The sequence below is a fragment of the Actinoplanes oryzae genome, assembly GCF_030757795.1.
GTDB lineage: Bacteria > Actinomycetota > Actinomycetes > Mycobacteriales > Micromonosporaceae > Actinoplanes.
Window position 1 is genome coordinate 41,009 of record NZ_JAUQWH010000012.1, and the last position, 17,555, is coordinate 58,563.

The 17,555-nt window shown below is 73.4% G+C and carries 15 protein-coding genes, 2 tRNA genes and 1 riboswitch; of the genes, 6 read left to right on the forward strand and 11 right to left on the reverse strand.

Annotated elements, in window-relative coordinates; all coding sequences use genetic code 11:
- Positions 1 to 13: 13 nt before the first annotated feature.
- Positions 14 to 84, reverse strand: a tRNA-Cys gene (locus RBH18_RS06585).
- 39 nt (positions 85 to 123) lie between these two features.
- Positions 124 to 196, reverse strand: a tRNA-Gly gene (locus RBH18_RS06590).
- 185 nt (positions 197 to 381) lie between these two features.
- On the opposite strand from RBH18_RS06590, the gene RBH18_RS06595 reads away from it, so the two are divergent.
- Complete coding sequence (locus RBH18_RS06595) at positions 382 to 1,569, forward strand: GNAT family N-acetyltransferase (protein WP_306205046.1); 1,188 nt, start codon at positions 382 to 384, stop codon at positions 1,567 to 1,569.
- Between the two features lie 48 nt (positions 1,570 to 1,617).
- Here RBH18_RS06595 and RBH18_RS06600 read toward each other — a convergent pair whose 3' ends face one another.
- The 5 genes from RBH18_RS06600 to RBH18_RS06620 form a co-directional block, all read right to left on the reverse strand.
- Positions 1,618 to 2,367, reverse strand: coding sequence for an FAD:protein FMN transferase (locus tag RBH18_RS06600; RefSeq protein ID WP_306205047.1), 750 nt, complete (start codon positions 2,365 to 2,367; stop codon positions 1,618 to 1,620).
- 9 nt (positions 2,368 to 2,376) lie between these two features.
- Positions 2,377 to 2,739 (reverse strand): hypothetical protein, encoded by a 363-nt coding sequence (locus RBH18_RS06605; protein WP_306205048.1) that lies wholly within the window; start codon positions 2,737 to 2,739, stop codon positions 2,377 to 2,379.
- Between the two features lie 72 nt (positions 2,740 to 2,811).
- Positions 2,812 to 3,354, reverse strand: a complete 543-nt coding sequence (locus RBH18_RS06610) for an FMN-binding protein (RefSeq protein ID WP_306205049.1) — start codon at positions 3,352 to 3,354, stop codon at positions 2,812 to 2,814.
- Positions 3,355 to 3,378: 24 nt separating this feature from the next.
- Positions 3,379 to 4,866, reverse strand: coding sequence for a ferredoxin reductase family protein (locus RBH18_RS06615; protein WP_306205050.1), 1,488 nt, complete (start codon positions 4,864 to 4,866; stop codon positions 3,379 to 3,381).
- A 133-nt stretch (positions 4,867 to 4,999) separates the two neighbouring features.
- Entirely contained in the window at positions 5,000 to 5,983 is a 984-nt protein-coding gene (locus RBH18_RS06620) for a phosphatidylinositol-specific phospholipase C (RefSeq protein ID WP_306205051.1), read from the reverse strand.
- Between the two features lie 69 nt (positions 5,984 to 6,052).
- Between RBH18_RS06620 and cbiE the strand changes: the two genes are divergently transcribed.
- Genes cbiE through RBH18_RS06635 form a run of 3 tightly spaced genes read left to right on the forward strand, consistent with a single transcriptional unit; the run spans position 6,053 to position 8,723 of the window.
- On the forward strand, positions 6,053 to 7,261 hold the full coding sequence (gene cbiE, locus RBH18_RS06625; protein ID WP_306205052.1) for a precorrin-6y C5,15-methyltransferase (decarboxylating) subunit CbiE: 1,209 nt from the start codon (positions 6,053 to 6,055) through the stop codon (positions 7,259 to 7,261).
- A complete protein-coding gene (gene cobM, locus RBH18_RS06630) occupies positions 7,258 to 8,001 on the forward strand; it encodes a precorrin-4 C(11)-methyltransferase (protein WP_306205053.1) in 744 nt (247 codons plus the stop codon). The genes cbiE and cobM overlap by 4 nt, the downstream gene beginning before the upstream one ends.
- On the forward strand, positions 7,998 to 8,723 hold the full coding sequence (locus RBH18_RS06635) for a cobalt-precorrin-6A reductase (protein WP_306205054.1): 726 nt from the start codon (positions 7,998 to 8,000) through the stop codon (positions 8,721 to 8,723). The genes cobM and RBH18_RS06635 overlap by 4 nt, the downstream gene beginning before the upstream one ends.
- A 12-nt stretch (positions 8,724 to 8,735) precedes the next feature.
- On the opposite strand, the gene RBH18_RS06640 is transcribed toward RBH18_RS06635, so the two are convergent.
- Genes RBH18_RS06640 through RBH18_RS06650 form a run of 3 tightly spaced genes read right to left on the reverse strand, consistent with a single transcriptional unit; the run spans position 8,736 to position 12,344 of the window.
- On the reverse strand, positions 8,736 to 10,370 hold the full coding sequence (locus RBH18_RS06640) for a precorrin-2 C(20)-methyltransferase (protein ID WP_306205055.1): 1,635 nt from the start codon (positions 10,368 to 10,370) through the stop codon (positions 8,736 to 8,738).
- A 2-nt stretch (positions 10,371 to 10,372) separates the two neighbouring features.
- Positions 10,373 to 10,990 (reverse strand): precorrin-8X methylmutase, encoded by a 618-nt coding sequence (locus RBH18_RS06645; protein ID WP_306205056.1) that lies wholly within the window; start codon positions 10,988 to 10,990, stop codon positions 10,373 to 10,375.
- Position 10,991: 1 nt separating this feature from the next.
- On the reverse strand, positions 10,992 to 12,344 hold the full coding sequence (locus RBH18_RS06650) for a precorrin-3B synthase (protein WP_306205057.1): 1,353 nt from the start codon (positions 12,342 to 12,344) through the stop codon (positions 10,992 to 10,994).
- A 128-nt stretch (positions 12,345 to 12,472) separates the two neighbouring features.
- A riboswitch (cobalamin riboswitch) is annotated at positions 12,473 to 12,547 on the forward strand.
- A gap of 49 nt (positions 12,548 to 12,596) precedes the next feature.
- On the opposite strand from RBH18_RS06650, the gene cobN reads away from it, so the two are divergent.
- On the forward strand, positions 12,597 to 16,145 hold the full coding sequence (gene cobN, locus RBH18_RS06655) for a cobaltochelatase subunit CobN (RefSeq protein ID WP_306205058.1): 3,549 nt from the start codon (positions 12,597 to 12,599) through the stop codon (positions 16,143 to 16,145).
- An 83-nt stretch (positions 16,146 to 16,228) separates the two neighbouring features.
- On the opposite strand, the gene RBH18_RS06660 is transcribed toward cobN, so the two are convergent.
- A complete protein-coding gene (locus tag RBH18_RS06660) occupies positions 16,229 to 16,531 on the reverse strand; it encodes a DUF1905 domain-containing protein (protein ID WP_306205059.1) in 303 nt (100 codons plus the stop codon).
- Between the two features lie 202 nt (positions 16,532 to 16,733).
- Here RBH18_RS06660 and cobF point away from each other — a divergent pair, with 202 nt between their 5' ends.
- The gene (gene cobF / locus RBH18_RS06665; protein ID WP_306205060.1) at positions 16,734 to 17,492 is read left to right on the forward strand and encodes a precorrin-6A synthase (deacetylating); all 759 of its coding nucleotides are present in this window, start codon (positions 16,734 to 16,736) and stop codon (positions 17,490 to 17,492) included.
- The last annotated feature ends 63 nt before the right edge of the window (positions 17,493 to 17,555 follow it).

The window sequence follows — 17,555 nt, forward strand, 5'->3', positions numbered from 1 at the left end:
CGCTGTACTGCCGAGGTGGAGACGGGATTTGAACCCGTGTAGACGGCTTTGCAGGCCGTTGCCTCGCCTCTCGGCCACTCCACCGAGTCGGCCCCGCACGTTCCTGCTGTGGCGGCCTCTCCGAGCGGACGACGGGATTCGAACCCGCGACCCTCACCTTGGCAAGGTGATGCGCTACCAGCTGCGCTACGTCCGCTTGTCCTTCCGGGTTCCCCCGGCGACGGATGAAACATTAGCTGGTCGCCCCACCCCTTGCCAAACCGGGGTACCCCCGCGCGTCGTGGCGGCGGGAAACTGCAGGTGAACGCGGGTGGCCCGAGTTATCCACAGGCCCGGCGAAACCGGTGGGCAGCCGGCGGCCGATCCGAGTTGGATGGGGCCATGCAGATCCGACAGGTCTCCGCCGCCGAGCGGGCCGACACGTTCTTCCCGATCTCGACCTATGCGTTCATGCCGTCGCCGTGGGAGGCGGGGGCGCAGGAGAAGTATGCGCAGCGCATGCGGTTCTTCGAGACAGCGACCAGCTTGATCGCCGAGGAGGACGGGCAGGCGCTGGCCGGGGCCGCAGCGCTCGCCATGCGGCAGAACGTGCGCGGGGTCGTGCAGGACATGGCGGGGGTGTTCTCGGTCGTCAGCCATCCGGATGCGCGGCGCAGGGGCTATGTGCGGCAGCTCATGACCCGGCTGCTGCGGCAGACGCGGGAGCAGGGCAGCACGGTGAGCGCGCTCTACCCGTTCCGGCCGTCGTTCTACGAGCGTTTCGGCTTTGTCGGGGTGCCGCGCCACCGCCGGGCGACGTTCGAGCCCGAGGGGCTGAAGCACCTGCTCAAGGCGGAGCTGCCCGGCGAGGTGCGGCGGGTGCACATGACGGAGGGCTTCGACGACTACACCGCGCTGACGCTGCGGCTGCTGGGGGAGCGGCACGGCTTCGCGGTGTACGACGAGGTCAGGGCGGGCGAGTTCCGCGAGACGCCGGCGCCCTGGGTGGCGATCGCCCGGGCGGGTGGCGAGGTCGTGGGGGCGGTCACCTATCGGGTCGATGGCTACGGCGGGGAGCTCGTCGCCGGTGACCTGCTCGCGACGGGGTCGCTGGGGCGCGCGCTGCTGCTGCAGTTTCTCGCCCGGCATGTCGACCAGGTGGCCAAGATCGTGGTCCAGATCGGCACCGACGAGGTCCCCGAGCTGTGGGGCACGGACTTCGTGGTCACCACGGAGGGCCGGGTCGACCATCCGCGGCGGGGCGGCCCCATGGTGCGGCTGCTGGCGATCGAGGCGCTCAACGGGCTGCACACCCCGGCGGAGCTCGGCGTGACGGTGGAGGTGACCGGCGACGAGCTGCTCGCCGGGCGCTACCGGATCTCGGGGGAGGCGGGCACTCTCGCGGTCGAGGAGAGCAAGGACGAGCCCGCCGCCACCCTGACCTGCGCCGGCCTCAGTGCGCTCGCCTACGGCGTCCTGGACCCGGTGGAAGTGGTCGTCCGGGGCTTCGGCCAGGTGGACGGGGCGGCGGTGGAGGCGCTGGGCGCGCTGTTCCCCAAGCAGATGCCCTACCTCTTCGCGAACTTCTGAGCGACAAGGCGACTTCGAGAGGACGGCGGGACGGTGACGAGGAACTGGTCAGACGGCGACGGGGAGGCCGGCCGTGGTGAAGGCGCGGGTGTCCTCGGTGACGACCGCGGACTCGTAGCCGTCCGCGACGAGCTTGGCGAGCCAGGCGATGCCGGGCTCGCCCATGGCCAGGGCGGCCGTGGCGTAGGAGTCGGCCAGGGCCAGGTCGGGGCCGGTCACCGTGACCGAGCGCAGGCCGCGGGCCGGGGCGCCGGTGCGCGGGTTGCGGACGTGGTCGCCGCGCTCGTAGGTGCCGGAGGTGGCCACGGCGCCGTCCGTGATCGCCAGCACCCAGCTCAGCTTGTCCTGCTGCCAGGGGTGGCGGATGCCCACGCGCCACGGGGCTCCGGCGGCGGTGCGGCCCCGGGCGCGGATGTCGCCACCGGCGTTCACGCAGTGGTTGGTGGAGCCGGCCGCGGCCAGGCGGGCCGACGCGACCTCGACGGACCAGCCCTTGACGTAGCCGGAGGGGTCGAGCGGGCCGCCGGCGTAGGCGTCGAAGTAGCCGTCCGTGGTGCGCCACAGGCCGGCGCACGCGTCCAGGACGTGGCGCAGGTCGGGGGAGCAGTCGCTCAGGGCCAGCTCGCCGCGGTGGAAGCGGTTGACCTCGCTGTCGTCGCGATAGGTGCTGAAACGCGCGTCGACCTCGTGCAGCCACGCGCACGTGTCGGCGATCAGGGTCCGCAGCGTGGGCTCGGGGAGGTCGTCGGCGAGGTCGATGCTGACGACCGTGCCCATCACGTGTTCGGCGTGCCGCATGGGCCGAACCTACGCGCCCGTGCCGCCGGGCGGCATCCGGCGGGAGTCGCCCGGCGGCCTGCGGCGGCGCGGGCGCGGGTGGTGGCCGGCGTTGTCCCGCGAGACGTGCCCGGGGCGGCCGTCCGGCGCGGGCTGGCTGCCGAGCTCGAAGAGGCGGATCAGGTCGGCCTCGGTGAGCCCGAGCAGGGTGCCGAGCTCGGGGTTGACGAGCCCGAGGAGGTCGTCGAGCACGGGGTGCGCGAGGCGCGGGGGCCGGTGCAGCGCCGCGGTCCGTGCCCGGGCGTTGGCGATGAGCGGCGGGTGGCCGGCGGGACCGGACGGGCGGGTGCTGTTCGCGGGTCCGGCAGCCCGCGCGAAGCGCCCGGCCGTCACGCGCCGGCCCCTTCCGAGGAGCCCCGGGAGGGTGTCACGCGCCGGCTCCTTCGGAGGCGTGCCGCGGGGTTGTCACGCGCCGGCCTTGTCGAGGGCGGCCTGCAGCGACTTGACGTAGGACTCGCTGGTGAAGGTGGCTCCGGAGACCGCGTCGATGTCGGCGCTCTGGGCCTTCAGCGTCTCCTGCTTGAGGGTCGCGATCGCCGGCGGGTTGATCGTCGCGCTCTCGCCGGTGGTCGGATAGGTGGCGCCCGCCGCGGTGATCTTGCCGCCGGAGACGCGGATGGTGACCTGGATCGTGCCGTAGGGGTTCTTGACCGCCTCGCCCTGGTGGTCGCCGTTCTTGAGGCCGCTGTCGGCGCCTTCGTCCGCGTCGCTCTCGTCCGAGCCGCCGGCCGCCTCCCCGGCGGAGTCCGAGCCCTTCGAGGACGACTTGCTGCCGGACTTGCCGGGGGCGGGCGTCGCGGCCGGCTCCTCGTCGAGGTTCGGGTCGGAGAGGTCGACCGCTGCGGGGGCGGCGATGGGGGCCGCCGGGGTCGCCACGCTCAGCCGGACGCCGATGATGAGGGCGGCGCCCGTCAACGTGCCGACAGCTGCCGCGGTGCTGCGTCGCATGGGATGACTCCAATGATGAGGGGATCAGAACTCGAAGGGGTCCAGGTGCAGCTGGCTCTCGGGCACGTCCAGCCCCTTGAGCGTCGTCACCGCCGCGCTGACCAGCCCGGGCGGCCCGCAGAGGTAGACGTCGCGCCGGTTGACGTCGGGGACCAGGCCGAGCAGGCCGTTGGGGGTGAAGAGCCGGCGCGGGCCCGGGTCGTTGCGGGAGCCGACGATGTAGCGGACCCAGGCGTCGCGGCGCTCGGCCAGGTCCTCGAGCTCCTCGCGGAAGACCAGCTCGTCGGGGCGGCTCGCGCGGTAGATGACGATCGTGTCCGGCGGCATGTCCTCGAGCAGGGCCCGGATCGGCGCGATGCCGCTGCCGCCGGCGATCAGCAGGGCCCTGCGCCGCGTGCGCCGCTGCGCCGTGAACGTTCCGAAGGGGCCCTCCGCCCAGATCCGCGTACCGGGGCGCATCTGGGCCAGGCGCAGGGTGTGGCCGCCGACCGCCGTCACCGTGAGGCGCAGCCACTGGGAGTTGGGCGCCGCGGAGAGCGAGAAGGGGTGCGACTGCCACCAGCCGTTGCGGGTGAAGAAGCGCCAGCGCATGAACTGGCCGGCCTTGGCGGGCAGCTTGTCCAGCCGGTTGCCGTCGATGTAGATCGAGAACGTGTTCGCGCCCTCGCCCACCACCTCGGCCACCTCGAAGCGGTGCCGCATGTTGAGCCAGAGCGGCTCGATCAGCCGGCCCCAGACCAGGGCCGCGATGACCAGGGCGCCGAGGCCGGGCCAGAAGATGTCGGCGAAGCGCCCGGAGAGGTTGGCGCCCGTCGCGACCTGGTGGCCGTAGCCGAGGACGAGCACCAGGTAGCCGGTGAGATGGATCAGGTGCCACAGCTCGTAGGGCATCTTGGTGCGCGCGGCCCGGATCGAGATCAGGCTGATGAAGACGAGGATGCCCGTGGCGACGGTGGCGCTGATCATGTCCGGGAGCGTCGTGATGATCGAGATGCCCTGGTCGACGACGCCGGTGCCGGCGGTGAGCGCGTAGCCGTAGGTGATGAAGACCGCGTGCGCGCCGACCAGCAGGACCAGCGACGTGCCCAGCCAGCGGTGCCAGCGCAGCAGGTCGCGGGCGCCCACCCAATCCTCGAGGAAGGAGACGCGGCTCATCATCAGCAGCTGGATGAAGAGCACGTAGCCGCCGGCGAGGCCGGTGAGGCGGCCGATCGCCATCATGAGGGTGGCGGTGTCGTTGACCGCGCCCGCCTCGGTCTCGAAGAGCCAGAGCGCCAGGCTCGTGGCCAGCCCGGAAAAGAACAGCAGGATCGTGAAGAGGCGGTTGCCGGAGGTCGCCTCGGCCGGCGGGCGGTCGTCGACCGCGACCGGCGGGCCGCTGCTCTGCCAGCCCGAGGTCGTGTCCGGGTCCTCGACCACGATGTCGCCGCGGGGCACGCCCCTGTTCAGCTCCGGCTCGTCCCAGAAGCCGGGGGCCGGCCTCTGGTCCTCGAAGGTCTGGAACGTCGCCATCGACCTCACCCGTTCGGCAGTCGTCCTCGGCGTCTGCCACCCCCCAGCGGCCGACGTGACGACCGGGTCTCGGGTGGCCGTCGAGGGGTACTACGCGACGGGCCGGGCAAAGGCTCAACGGCCGTGCAAAAAACTAGTCGTAGGAGATGATCTTCTCGATGAGTCCGGCGCCGGGAAAGTCCAGCATGATCGCGCCCGTCCGGGTGATCCCGTGGCCCTCGTTCAGATAGGTGAGCAGGAACGGGTTGACCCCCTGCACCCCGAGTGCGCCGCCCGCCACCTGCTGCGGCTGCGCGAAAATGCTCGACCCGCTCGCGAAGTTCACATAGATCTTGGCCGGATCCCCGGCATTCGTCGCGTCCAGGAATCGGCGCACCTGATCCCTTTTCGTGGCGATGGCGCCGATATTGGGTACGGAATAATTGTCCTGGACATACGCCGACGAACCGTCCGTCCACGTCGCGAACTGCGCCAGCCCGTAGTGCTCGATCGGGCTCCCGTGCGCCCCGTGCAGCACCGCCAGCACGACCTTGCCGCGCACCGCGCCGAGCGTGGGCGTCGCCGCGGCGGTTCCCCGGGTGACCGAGGGCCGCCAGAAGAGGTCGCCGGCCGCGTACGCGTCGAAGATGTCCTGGAAACTGCGCTGTCCCGTGGCATCGGTGCAGGACCCGAGCTCGCCGGTGCACTCCTGCTTGAGCCGCATGACGACGGTCTCCCGCGGATGTGCGGTCAGGAAGGCCGCCAGCGTGGCGAGCACGTCCGAGAAGTTCGCGTTCTGGTACGAAGCGCCGTGGTGGATCGTGAACGTGTTCCCCTCGTTCACCCGCGCCCGGATGTCGATCATCCGGATGCCCGCCGTGAGCTGCCGCGCGAGCGTGCCACCGCTGTCGCCGAAGTCCTCCTGCGTCTGCGTGAGCGCCCCGCCGTGGATCGACATGGTCTCGTGCGTGCCGGGGATCGACAGGGCGGCCAGGCTGGTGGCGTCGCTCACTCCGCCGAGCCAGTCGGCATGGCTCGCCGCGCTGAGCGTGCGATAGGACGAGTCGGCGGCGAACGCCGGTGTGGGCGCCGCCACCAGGCACAACGCCGCCGCGAGCGCGATCACTGATCTCTTCACAAAGCGAACAGTATCGATGAAAGGGGGACGGTGGAAGAACATGAGACGGCGTCCGGCTAACGTCACGGAGTGACTGACAACCCCGCCGCGCTCACTGTCGTCGGCATCGGCGCCGACGGGTGGGCGGGACTGGCGGGTACGGCCACCGCCGCGCTGGCCGCCGCCGAGGTGATCATCGGCAGCTCGCGGCAGCTCGACCTGCTCCCCGGCCACGTCCGTGGCCGGCGGGTCCCGTGGCCCTCGCCGCTGCTCCCGGCGATCCCCGGCCTCCTGGCGGCCCACGCCGGCCGGCGCGTCGTCGTCCTGGCCAGCGGCGACCCGATGTTCCACGGCATCGGCGCGACGCTCCGCAGACACGTCGCCGATCTCACGGTCATCCCGCACCCGTCCTCGGTGTCGCTGGCCGCCGCCCGCCTCGGCTGGCCCCTCGCGGACGTGGAGACGGTGAGCCTCGTCACCGCCCCGGTCGAGGAGCTGCACCCCCTCATCCACCCCGGGCGCCGCATCCTCGTCCTCAGCCGCGACGCCGGCACACCCGCCCAGGTCGCCGAACTGCTCGTCGAACGCGGCTACGGCGACAGCACCCTCACCGTCCTCGCCCAGCTCGGCGGCCCGGCCGAGGCAACGATCTCCGGCCCCGCCCAGTCCCTCGACCTCTCCGCCGTGGACCCCCTCACCGTCATCGCCGTAGAGTGCGGCCCAGGGGGCCGAGCGTTTCCCCGAGTCCCCGGCCTCCCCGACGACTCCTACGACAGCGACGGCCAGCTCACCAAGCGTGAGGTCCGCGCGGTCACGCTCGCCATCCTGGGGCCGCAGCCCGGCGAGCTGCTCTGGGACATCGGCGCCGGCTCGGGCAGCATCGCCATCGAGTGGATGCGGACCCATCCGGCCTGCCGTGCGGTCGCCGTCGAGTCCGACCCCGTCCGCGCCGCGCGCATCGCCGGGAATGCGCGCGCTCTGGGCGTACCGAAGATCAAGGTGGTCGAGGGACGCGCACCCGCCGCCCTGACCGGCCTGCCCGCGCCCGATGTGATCTTCATCGGCGGCGGCGTGACGCGCGACGGCGTGCTGGACACCGCCTGGGCCGCGCTCCCCGCGGGCGGGCGGCTGGTCGCCAACGCCGTCACGCTCGAGTCCGAGGCCGTGCTCGCCGCCTGGTACGCCCGGCTCGGCGGCGACCTCACCCGCGTCGCGGTCAGCCGCGGCGCGCCGGTCGGTGGCTTCACCGGCTGGAAACCGATGATGCCCGTCACGATCTGGTCGGTGACAAAACCATGACAGTGCACTTCATCGGCGCCGGCCCGGGTGCGGCCGACCTGATCACCGTACGCGGCCGGCGCCTGCTCGCCGCGTCGCCGGTCTGCCTGTACGCGGGCAGCCTCGTGCCGGTCGAGCTGCTCGACGCCTGCCCGCCCGGCGCCCGCCTGATCGACACGGCGAACCTCGACCTGGACCAGATCGTCGCCGAGATGGTCGACGCCACGTCGTCGGGCGCCGATGTGGCCCGGCTGCACTCCGGCGACCCGTCGGTGTTCAGCGCGGTCGCCGAGCAGATGCGCCGCCTCGACCTGGCCGGGGTCCCGTACGACGTCACGCCCGGCGTCCCCGCCTTCGCCGCGGCCGCCGCCTCCCTCGGCCGTGAGCTGACCGTGCCCGAGGTGGCGCAGACCGTCATCCTCACCCGCACGGCCGAGCGGGCCACGGCCATGCCGCCGGGCGAGGACCTCGCCACGCTGGGTGCCAGCCGCTCCACGATGGTGCTGCACCTGGCCGTCCAGCGGATCGACGCGGTGGTCGCCGAGCTGCTGCCCGTCTACGGCCCGGACTGCCCGGTCGCCGTCGTCGCCCGCGCCAGCCGCCCCGACGAGGTCATCGTCCGCGGCCCGCTGAGCGACATCGCCGCCGCCGTCAAGGCCGCCGGCATCCGCCGCACGGCCGTCATCGTCGTCGGGGCGGCGCTGACCGCGTCCCAGTTCCCCGACAGCCACCTCTACTCGACCACTCGCGCCCGGCCGTGAGCTCACGGCGGGTCCTGCTCCTTTCCGGTACGACGGAAGGCCGCCGGCTGGCCGGCCGGACGCCCGTGATCAGCTCGCTGGCCGGTCGCACCCGGTCGCCGCTGCTGCCCCCGGGCGAGGTCCGCATCGGCGGCTTCGGCGGCGTCGAGGGCCTGATCGGCTATCTGAGGTCGGCGCGCATCGACGCCGTGATCGACGCCACGCACCCGTTCGCCGCGGCCATGACCTCGCACGCGGCCGCCGCCTGCGCCGCCACCGGCGTCCCGTTGCTGATCCTCCGCCGCCCGGGCTGGACTCCTGTCCCGGGCGACCGGTGGCACCGCGTGCCGTCGCTGCCCGCCGCCGCGGCCCTGCTCCCGTCCCTGGGCGAACGCGTGTTCCTCACCACGGGCCGCCAGAGCATCGCCGCGTTCGCCGGCGTCCCCGGGTGCTGGTTCCTGTCCCGCTCGGTCGAGCCGCCGGAGCCCCCGATGCCCTCGCGCCTCGAAGTTCTCCTCGACCGTGGGCCGTTCACTCCGGAGTCGGAGCACGCGGTGCTGACCTCGCACGCGATCGACGTCCTGGTCACCAAGGACAGCGGCGGCTCGGCGGCCAAGCTCGACGCCGCCCGCGCGCTCGGCATCCCGGTCGTCGTGGTCGACCGCCCGCCCCTGCCCGGCGGCATCCCCGTGGTCCCGTCCGTGGACGCCGCCCTGACGTGGCTCGACGAGCTGACCGCCTGACCGTCCGCGGGGTCAGGCGCTCCGCTCCGGCGTGCCGCCCGGGTAGGTCCTCGGCGTGTAGACCTGGGCGTCGCCGGTGCCGCGGCCGACGACGCGGGTCTGGCTCGAACCGATGATGAGCAGGCAGCGCATGTCGATCGTCGCCGGGTCGAGGTCGCCCAGCGTCGTCACGGTGACCGTCTCCTCGGGGCCGCCCACGTCCCGGCCGACCACGACCGGCGTGCTCGCCGCGCGGTGCCCGAGCAGCAGTTCCCGGGCCCGGACCAGCTGCTCCCGCCGGCTGCGTGAGGCCGGGTTGTAGAGCGCGATCACCAGGTCGGCGCCGGCCGCCGCCTCGAGCCGGGCCGCGATGACCTCCCAGGGCTTGAGCCGGTCGGAGAGCGACATGATGCAGAAGTCGTGCCCGAGCGGCGCCCCTGCCCGGCTCGCCACCGCCTGGGCGGCTGTGAGCCCCGGCACGATGCGGACCGGCACGTCCTTCCACTGCGGGTCCTCGCTGACCTCCAGCACCGCGGCCGCCATCGCGAACACGCCCGGGTCGCCGGACGACACCACGGCCACCCGCCGGCCCCGCTTGGCCAGGTCCAGCGCGAACGCCGCCCGCTCCGCCTCGACCTTGTTGTCCGAGGCGTGCCGCCGCTGCCGCGGGTTCGCGGGCACCCGGTCCACGTACGTCGTGTAGCCCACCACGTCGTCGGCCTCGGCCAGCGCCGCCTGCGCCTCCGGGGTGAGCCATTCGCGGGCGCCCGGTCCGAGCCCCACCACCGTGACCCGGCCGGCGCCGCCCGGCACCTCTTCCGGCCCGGCCGGCGTCTCCTCCGCCCGGGCCGTGCCGGTGGGGCGGGGCTCCACGCCGGGTGCGAGCTCGTCCTCGGCCAGCGCGGTGGCGGCCTTGCTCGGCAGCAGCGCCAGCGAGAAGTACGGCACGGTGGCCGGGTCGATCTCCGCGACGCGCCCCTGGCGTTCCTTGTCGGTGGTCGCCCGCTCGACGTACCAGGCGTCGTCGAGCCGGCCGGCCCGCTCCAGCGCCTCGCGCACCCCGGCGAACGTGCGGCCCAGCTTCATGACGGCGGCCGAGTCGGTCGTCGCCAGCCGCGCCGCGAGCTCGTCCGGGGGCAGGGTGCCCGGCAGGACGGTGAGCGTCTCGTCGCGTTCCATCAGCGGTCGCCCCAGCACCGCCGAGGCCGCGCTCACCGAGGTCACGCCGGGGACGACCGCGGTCTCGTACCGGTCCGCCAGGCGCTTGTGCATGTGCATGTAGGACCCGTAGAAGAACGGGTCGCCCTCCGCCAGCACGACCACGTCCCGGCCCGCGTCGAGGTGCGCGGCCAGCCGGGCGGCGCTCTCCGCGTAGAACTCGTCGATCGCGCCCTGGTAGCCCCCGGGGTGATCGGTCGTCTCCGTGGTCACGGGGTAGATCAGCGCCTCCTCGATCTGCCCCTCCCGCAGGTAGCCGGCCGCGATCGCCCGCGCGTTGGAACGCCCGTGCCGCGCCGCGTGGTAGGCGACCACGTCGGCCGCCGCGATCAGCCGGGCCGCCTTGACCGTGACCAGCTCGGGATCGCCCGGTCCGAGCCCCACGCCGTAGAGCCGCCCGGGCGCCGGCACGGCCGCCCCCTGCGCGTCGCTTGCGACCTGCCCCGCCACCGTCACTCCTCCTCCGAGGCGAGTGCGTTGACCGCCGCCGCCGTGATCGCACTGCCGCCCCGCCGCCCGCGGACGACGAGATACTCCAGGTCCGAGGCCGCGAGCGCGTCCTTCGACTCGGCCGCCCCGATGAACCCGACCGGGATGCCCAGCACCGCCGCGGGCCGGGGCGCCCCGGCCTCGATCATCTCCAGCAGCCGGAAGAGTGCCGTGGGCGCGTTCCCGATCGCCACCACAGCGCCGTCGAGCCGGTCGCCCCATAGGTCCAGGGCGGCCGCGCTGCGCGTGTTGCCGATCTCGGCGGCCAGGCCGGGCACAGCCGGGTCACGCAACGTGCAGATGACCTCGTTGCCGGCCGGGAGCCGCTTCCGGGTCACCCCGGACGCCACCATCTCCGCGTCGCACAGGATGGGCGCCCCGGCGAGCAGCGCCTTCCGTGCCGCGGTCACGACCCCGGGACTCCAGGCGATGTCCTGCACCAGGTCGACCATCCCGCAGGCATGGATCATCCGTACGGCCACCCGCGCCACGTCGCCCGGCAACCGGGACAGGTCGGCCTCGTCCCGGATCGTCGCGAACGACCGCCGGTAGATCTCCGCGCCGTCCTTCACGTACTCCATGTCAGCCTTCCCTCGTCCTTGCCGTGCCTTCACCCATCGCGCCGCGCCTGGCCGCCGCCACCGCCCGCGCCAGCTGATCCCCGCGCAGCCGGCCCGGTGTCACCTCGTCGCTGCCACTGCCGCTTCGGACGCTCACCGAGTAACCCTGCACGGTCGCCTCGACCCGCACGTGCGGCGCCGCCGGACTGCCGCAGCCCCGGGCACATCCGACCCAGTGCACGGGCAGCCCGTCGACGGCCACGGTCGCCGCGTCGGCGTCGCGCCGCACGTCCGCCAGCGACTTCGCGCACCCCGGCCGCCCGGCACACGCGGTGACTCCCACCCAGCGCGAGCCCGCGCCGACCTCGAGCCCGGCCCCGGCGAGCACGCCCAGCCACTCGTCGGCGGCTTCCGGCGCCACATCGGGCAGCACGACTCCGCGCCACGGGGTGAAGACCAGCTCGCCTGCTTCGGCGAGGACCCGCAGCTGCCGGTCGTCGAGCCGGCCCAGCGGCACGAGCGCCGCCACCGCCACCCGCCCATCGCGTTGCGGGATCACCCCGATCGGCTCGCGCACGGCTGGCCGCCGCAGCCCCGGATCAACCTCACCCAGCGTGACGCCCAAGGCCCGTGCCGTGTCATGCCCCAGGGGCGCCGCCCCGTCCGTCAGCTCCCGCACCCGCCACGCGCGACGCGCCCCCGCGCTTACCGCGCGCTCGACCTGCGCCAGGAAGGCGTGAGCCCCCGCGAGCAGCGCGGACACCACTGTCTGCCGCTCCACCCGCAGCCCGACGTCGCGCCCCGCGAACAGCACCGCGAACCGCCCCGCCGCGCTTGGTCCGAGCCGCAGCGCCGCGACGTCGGCCGCATACGCAACGTCACCGGCGCCGTCGTCGATCGCGAAGAGGAATCGCCCGGGCAGGGCCACCAGCCCCGCGTCCGCGCACAGCGCCTCGTCCAGCTCCCGGACCAGCCCCGCGTCACGACCGCTGATCAGGGGCGAGGCCGCGATGTTGCGGACCAGCTCGTGGGTCTCGGACGGCAGCAGCCCGGCGGCGGCCAAGCGGTCGCCGAGCTCGGCCGGTGGGGCGTCGGTGAGGGCCCGGAGCTGCAGGTTGGCCCGGCTGGTCAGCTCGACGTGCCCGTCGCCCCACTCGGCGGCCAGCTCTCGCAACGCCCCGAGCTGGGGGCCGGCGATGTGCCCGCCGGGCACGCGGACCCGGGCGAGCGGCCCGTCGGCGGCCTCGTGCAGCCTGAGCGCTCCCGGGCAGGCGTCGCGCTCCGCCCGGCCGCCCATGACCCGGATCCCGGCGGCCGCGACCGCCCGGACGGCGGGACCGTTCGGGGAGGCGGGGACGAGGCCGGGGGAGGACACGGCCCGGATACTACGGATGGACGCCGACATTTTTCTTCCAGCGGTCGGCATCGTCACACCCGCCGTCCCACGTTGACGCGGGCGACGTCCGGTCGGCAGAGTGGGAGTCCACGTGCGGCGACGCCGCGGAGGAAGCCGGTGCGAGTCCGGCGCGGTCCCGCCACTGTCACCGGGTCTGGCAACAGTCCGGGAGCCAGGAACTCCGGTCGCCGTGATCCTTCGACCCGGGGCGCGGACCCCGAGGGGAGAGCCGTGTTTCTGCTGCTGTCGACGTCCGACACCGACCTGCTGAGCGCTCGTGCGAGCGGGCGCGAGTGGCGGCTGGGCAACCCCGCCCGCACCGCCGTCGAGGACCTGCCCGCGCTGACCGAGGGTGTGGACCTGGTGGTCGTGCGCATCCTCGGCGGCCGCCGCGCCTGGGAGGAGGGCCTCGACGCCCTGCTCGCCGGGCCCGTCCCCGTGGTGGTGCTGGGCGGTGAGCAGGCCCCCGACGCCGCCCTCATGCAGCTCTCCACCGTGCCCGCCGGAGTGGCGGCCGAGGCGCACGGCTACCTCGCCTACGGCGGGGCGGAGAACGTCGCCGCGCTGCACGACTTCCTCTCCGACACGATCATGCTGACCGGCAACGGATTCGCCGCGCCGGTGCCCGCGCCCGAGTGGGGCGTGCTCGAGCGCACGGCCGCCGAGGTCACCGGTCCGACCGTGGCGGTGCTCTACTACCGGGCGCACCACATGGCCGGCAACACGGCCTTCGTGGACGCGCTGTGCCGGGAGATCGAGGCCAAGGGCGCCCGTCCGCTGCCCATCTTCACCGCCTCGCTGCGCACCGCGTCGCCGGAGCTGCTGGCCGAGCTGCGCAAGGCGGACGCCCTGGTCGTCACCGTGCTCGCCGCGGGCGGCACCAAGCCGGCCACCGTCTCCGCGGGCGGCGACGACGAGGCCTGGGACGTCGGCGTGCTCGCCGACCTCGACGTGCCCATCCTGCAGGGCCTGTGCCTGACCAGCAGCCGCGCGGCGTGGGAGGCCAGCGACGACGGGCTCTCCCCGCTGGACGCCGCGACGCAGGTGGCCATCCCGGAGTTCGACGGGCGGATCATCACGGTCCCGTTCAGCTTCAAGGAGATCGACCCCGACGGCCTTTCCGTGTACGTGGCCGATCCCGAGCGCGCCGCCCGCGTGGCCGGCATCGCCGTGGCGCACGCGCGGTTGCGGCACGTCCCGCCGGCCGAGCGCCGGATCGTCATCATGCTGTCCGCCTACCCGACCAAGCACTCGCGGATGGGCAACGCCGTGGGGCTCGACACGCCCGCCTCGACGGTGCGGCTGATCCAGGCGATGGGCGAGCGCGGCTACCGGGTCGGCGGCTTCCCCGGCGTCGCGGAGCAGGACGGCGACAAGCTGATCCACGCGCTGATCGCCGCCGGCGGCCAGGACCCGGACTGGCTCACCGAGGACCAGCTGGCGAGCAACCCGGTCCGGATCAGCGGCGACAAGTACGCCGCCTGGTTCGCCACCCTGCCCGAGGACCTGCGCGAGGCGATGACGCAGCACTGGGGTCCGCCCCCGGGCGAGCTCTACGTCGACGGCGGTGACATCGTGCTCGCCGCCCTCCGCGACGAGAACACCGTGGTCATGGTGCAGCCGCCGCGCGGCTTCGGCGCCAACCCGGTCGCGATCTACCACGACCCGGACCTGCCCCCGAGCCACCACTATCTCGCGGCCTACCGCTGGCTGGCCGACGAGTTCGGCGCGCACGCGGTCGTGCACGTCGGCAAGCACGGCAACCTCGAGTGGCTGCCCGGCAAGAACGTCGGCATGTCCGCCTCGGACGGCACCGACGCGGCGCTCGGTGACCTGCCGCTGATCTACCCGTTCCTGGTCAACGACCCGGGCGAGGGCACTCAGGCCAAGCGGCGGGCGCACGCGACCCTGGTCGACCATCTGATCCCGCCGATGGCCCGCGCCGAGTCCTACGGCGACATCGCCCGCCTCGAGCAACTGCTCGACGAGCACGCGAACATCGCCGCCCTCGACCCCGCCAAGCTCCCCGCCATCCGCGCGCAGATCTGGACGCTCATCCAGGCCGCCAAGATGGACCACGACCTCGGCCTCGCCAGCCGGCCCGGCGACGAGGAGTTCGACGAGTTCATCATGCACGTCGACGGCTGGCTGTGTGAGGTCAAGGACGTCCAGATCCGCGACGGCCTGCACATCCTCGGCCAGGCGCCCACCGGCGAGCCGCGCGTCAACCTGGTGCTCGCGATGCTGCGCGCCCGGCAGATGTGGGCCGGCCAGGTCGCCGCCCTCCCCGGCCTGCGCGAGGCGCTGGGGCTGTCCGAGGACGCCTCCACGGCCGAGACGGACGCCGTCGAGGAGCAGGCCCGCGCGCTCGTGACCGCCATGGAGGAGGCCGGCTGGCCCGCCGCCGTCCCCGACGGCCTCACCGACAACGCGGACGTCCGCCGGGTGCTCGAGTTCGCCGCGGCGGAGGTCGTCCCGAGGCTGGCCCGGACCACCGACGAGCTCACCCACGTCCTGCACGCCCTGGACGGCGGTTATGTGCCGGCGGGTCCCAGCGGTTCGCCGCTCCGCGGACTGATCAACGTGCTGCCGACCGGCCGCAACTTCTACTCGGTCGACCCGAAGGCCATCCCGAGCGCCCTGGCCTGGGAGACCGGCCAGGCGATGGCGGAGTCGCTGCTCAAGCGCTACCGGGAGGACTACGGCGACTGGCCCCGGTCGGTCGGCCTCTCCGCCTGGGGCACCAGCGCCATGCGCACCGCGGGCGACGACATCGCGGAGATCCTGGCGCTCATCGGCGTACGCCCGGTGTGGGACGCCGCCTCCCGCCGGGTGACCGGCATCGAGCCGATCTCGCTCGACGAGCTGGGCCGCCCCCGCATCGACGTGACCGTCCGCATCTCCGGCTTCTTCCGCGACGCCTTCCCGCACGTCGTGGCGATGCTCGACGACGCGATCCGGCTGGTCGCCGAGCTGGACGAGCCCGACGAGGTCAACTATGTCCGCGCGCACGCCCGCGCCGACGAGGCCACCCACGGCGACCACCGGCGGGCCACCACGCGCATCTTCGGTTCCCGCCCCGGTGCCTATGGCGCCGGCATCCTCCCGCTGATCGACAGCCGCAACTGGCGCGGCGACGCCGACCTCGCCGAGGTCTACGCGGTCTGGGGCGGCTTCGCCTACGGACGCGGCCTCGACGGCGTGCCGGCGCGCGGCGACATGGAGAACGCGTACAAGCGCATCGAGGTGGCGGCGAAGAACATCGACACCCGCGAGCACGACATCGCGGACTCCGACGACTACTTCCAGTACCACGGCGGCATGATCGCCACGGTGCGCGCGCTGACCGGCCGCGCCCCGGCGGCCTACATCGGCGACTCCACCAACCCGGACGCCACTCGCACCCGCAGCCTGACCGAGGAGACCGCCCGCATCTTCCGGGCCCGCGTGGTCAACCCGCGCTGGATCGCCGCGATGCGCCGCCACGGCTACAAGGGCGCCTTCGAGCTGGCGGCCACCGTCGACTACCTCTTCGGCTACGACGCGACGGCCGGCGTGGTCGCCGACTGGATGTACGAGCAGCTGGCCGCCAGCTACGTGCTGGACCCGGAGAACCAGAAGTTCATGACCCAGTCCAACCCGTGGGCGCTGCACGGCATCACCGAGCGCCTCCTCGAGGCGGCGGACCGCAAGCTCTGGGAGTCGCCCGACCCGGACACGCTGGCCGCGCTGCAGCAGATTTATCTGGAGACCGAGGGCGATCTGGAGGGCGACGAGTAAGGCGACCGCCCGCGCACACAGCACCGTCGCCCTGCCGGGCCGCCCCGGGCCGGCAGGGCGCTGGAGGCGGTGATCCGGGCGAGTCAGAAGTCGACGAGCTCGACCGTCACCGTCGTGGTGTCCCCGGGCTCGAGCTGCTCGGCAGTGCGGACGGCGCGCTTGACCGGCAGCACATAGGCGCCGGTGGTCTTCTCCGGGAAGATCGAGGTGCGCCAGGTGCTGGAGCCCAGCGTCACGCGGACCCGGACGGAGCCGAAGCCGCGGCGCAGGCCGTCGGCCACGTCGCGGATCTCGTCGGAGGCGTCGATCGGCAGACGCACGAAGGTCCAGGTGTCGAGGCGCCGGGCGTCCCACAGCCACAGCTCGGCATCGAATGCGACGATCACCCGGGCAGCATCCCATGGCGGTGTGACACTTCCGCCCGGGTCGCCCGGGCGCTGCCCCGGCAAGCCACGGTGCCCGGGCAGCGGGATCGCCGTGCGTACGGCGCAGCCAGCCAGCGCGTGGTCGATGCGCGCGGCGAGGGTGGCGACGGCGGTGATGCGGGACCGCGCGAAGGGTCCGGCGGTGACCTGCGAGACTTCTCCCGTGCGGAAGATCTATGTCATCGGGATCGGGGCCGGCGACCCCGACCACCTCACCCTGCAGGCGGCCAAGGCGATCGGGCGGACCGACGTGTTCTTCCTGCTCGACAAGGGCGAGGCCAAGGACAGCATGATCGAGCTGCGGCGGTCGATGCTGAAGGCCTACGGGAAGCCGAGCCGCCGCATCGCCGAGGGCCGCGACCCGGAGCGGGACCGGACGCCGGCCGATTACACCGGGACGATCGCCGACTGGCGGCACCGGCGGTCGGAGGTGACCGAGGCGCTCATCGGCGAGTATCTGCTGGACGACGAGGTCGGCGCCTTCCTGGTGTGGGGCGACCCCTCGCTCTACGACTCGACGATCGCGATCCTCGACGAGATCCTGGCGCGTGGGCTCACCACCTTCGAGTACGAGGTGATTCCCGGCATCAGCAGCGTCTCCTCGCTGGCCGCGAAGCACCGGATCGGGCTCAACAGGGTCGGCCGGCCCTTCCAGGTGACCACCGGGCGCCGGCTCGCCGAGGGCTGGCCGGAGCAGGTCGGCGACGTGATCGTGATGCTGGACGCGCACCAGACCTTCGGTGCGGTGGAGCGGCCGGACGAGGTCGACATCTTCTGGGGTGCCTACCTGGGCACGCCGGACGAGCTGCTGGTCTCGGGCCCGTTGGACGAGGTCGCCGACGAGATCCGGCAGGTGCGAGCCGAGGCCCGCGAGCGGCACGGCTGGATCATGGACACCTACCTCCTGCGCCGCCGCACCTGACCCCGCTGCTTCCGGCGTCGCCGGGTCGAAAGCACGCCGCGTCCGGACGGGTGCGGTGCCCTC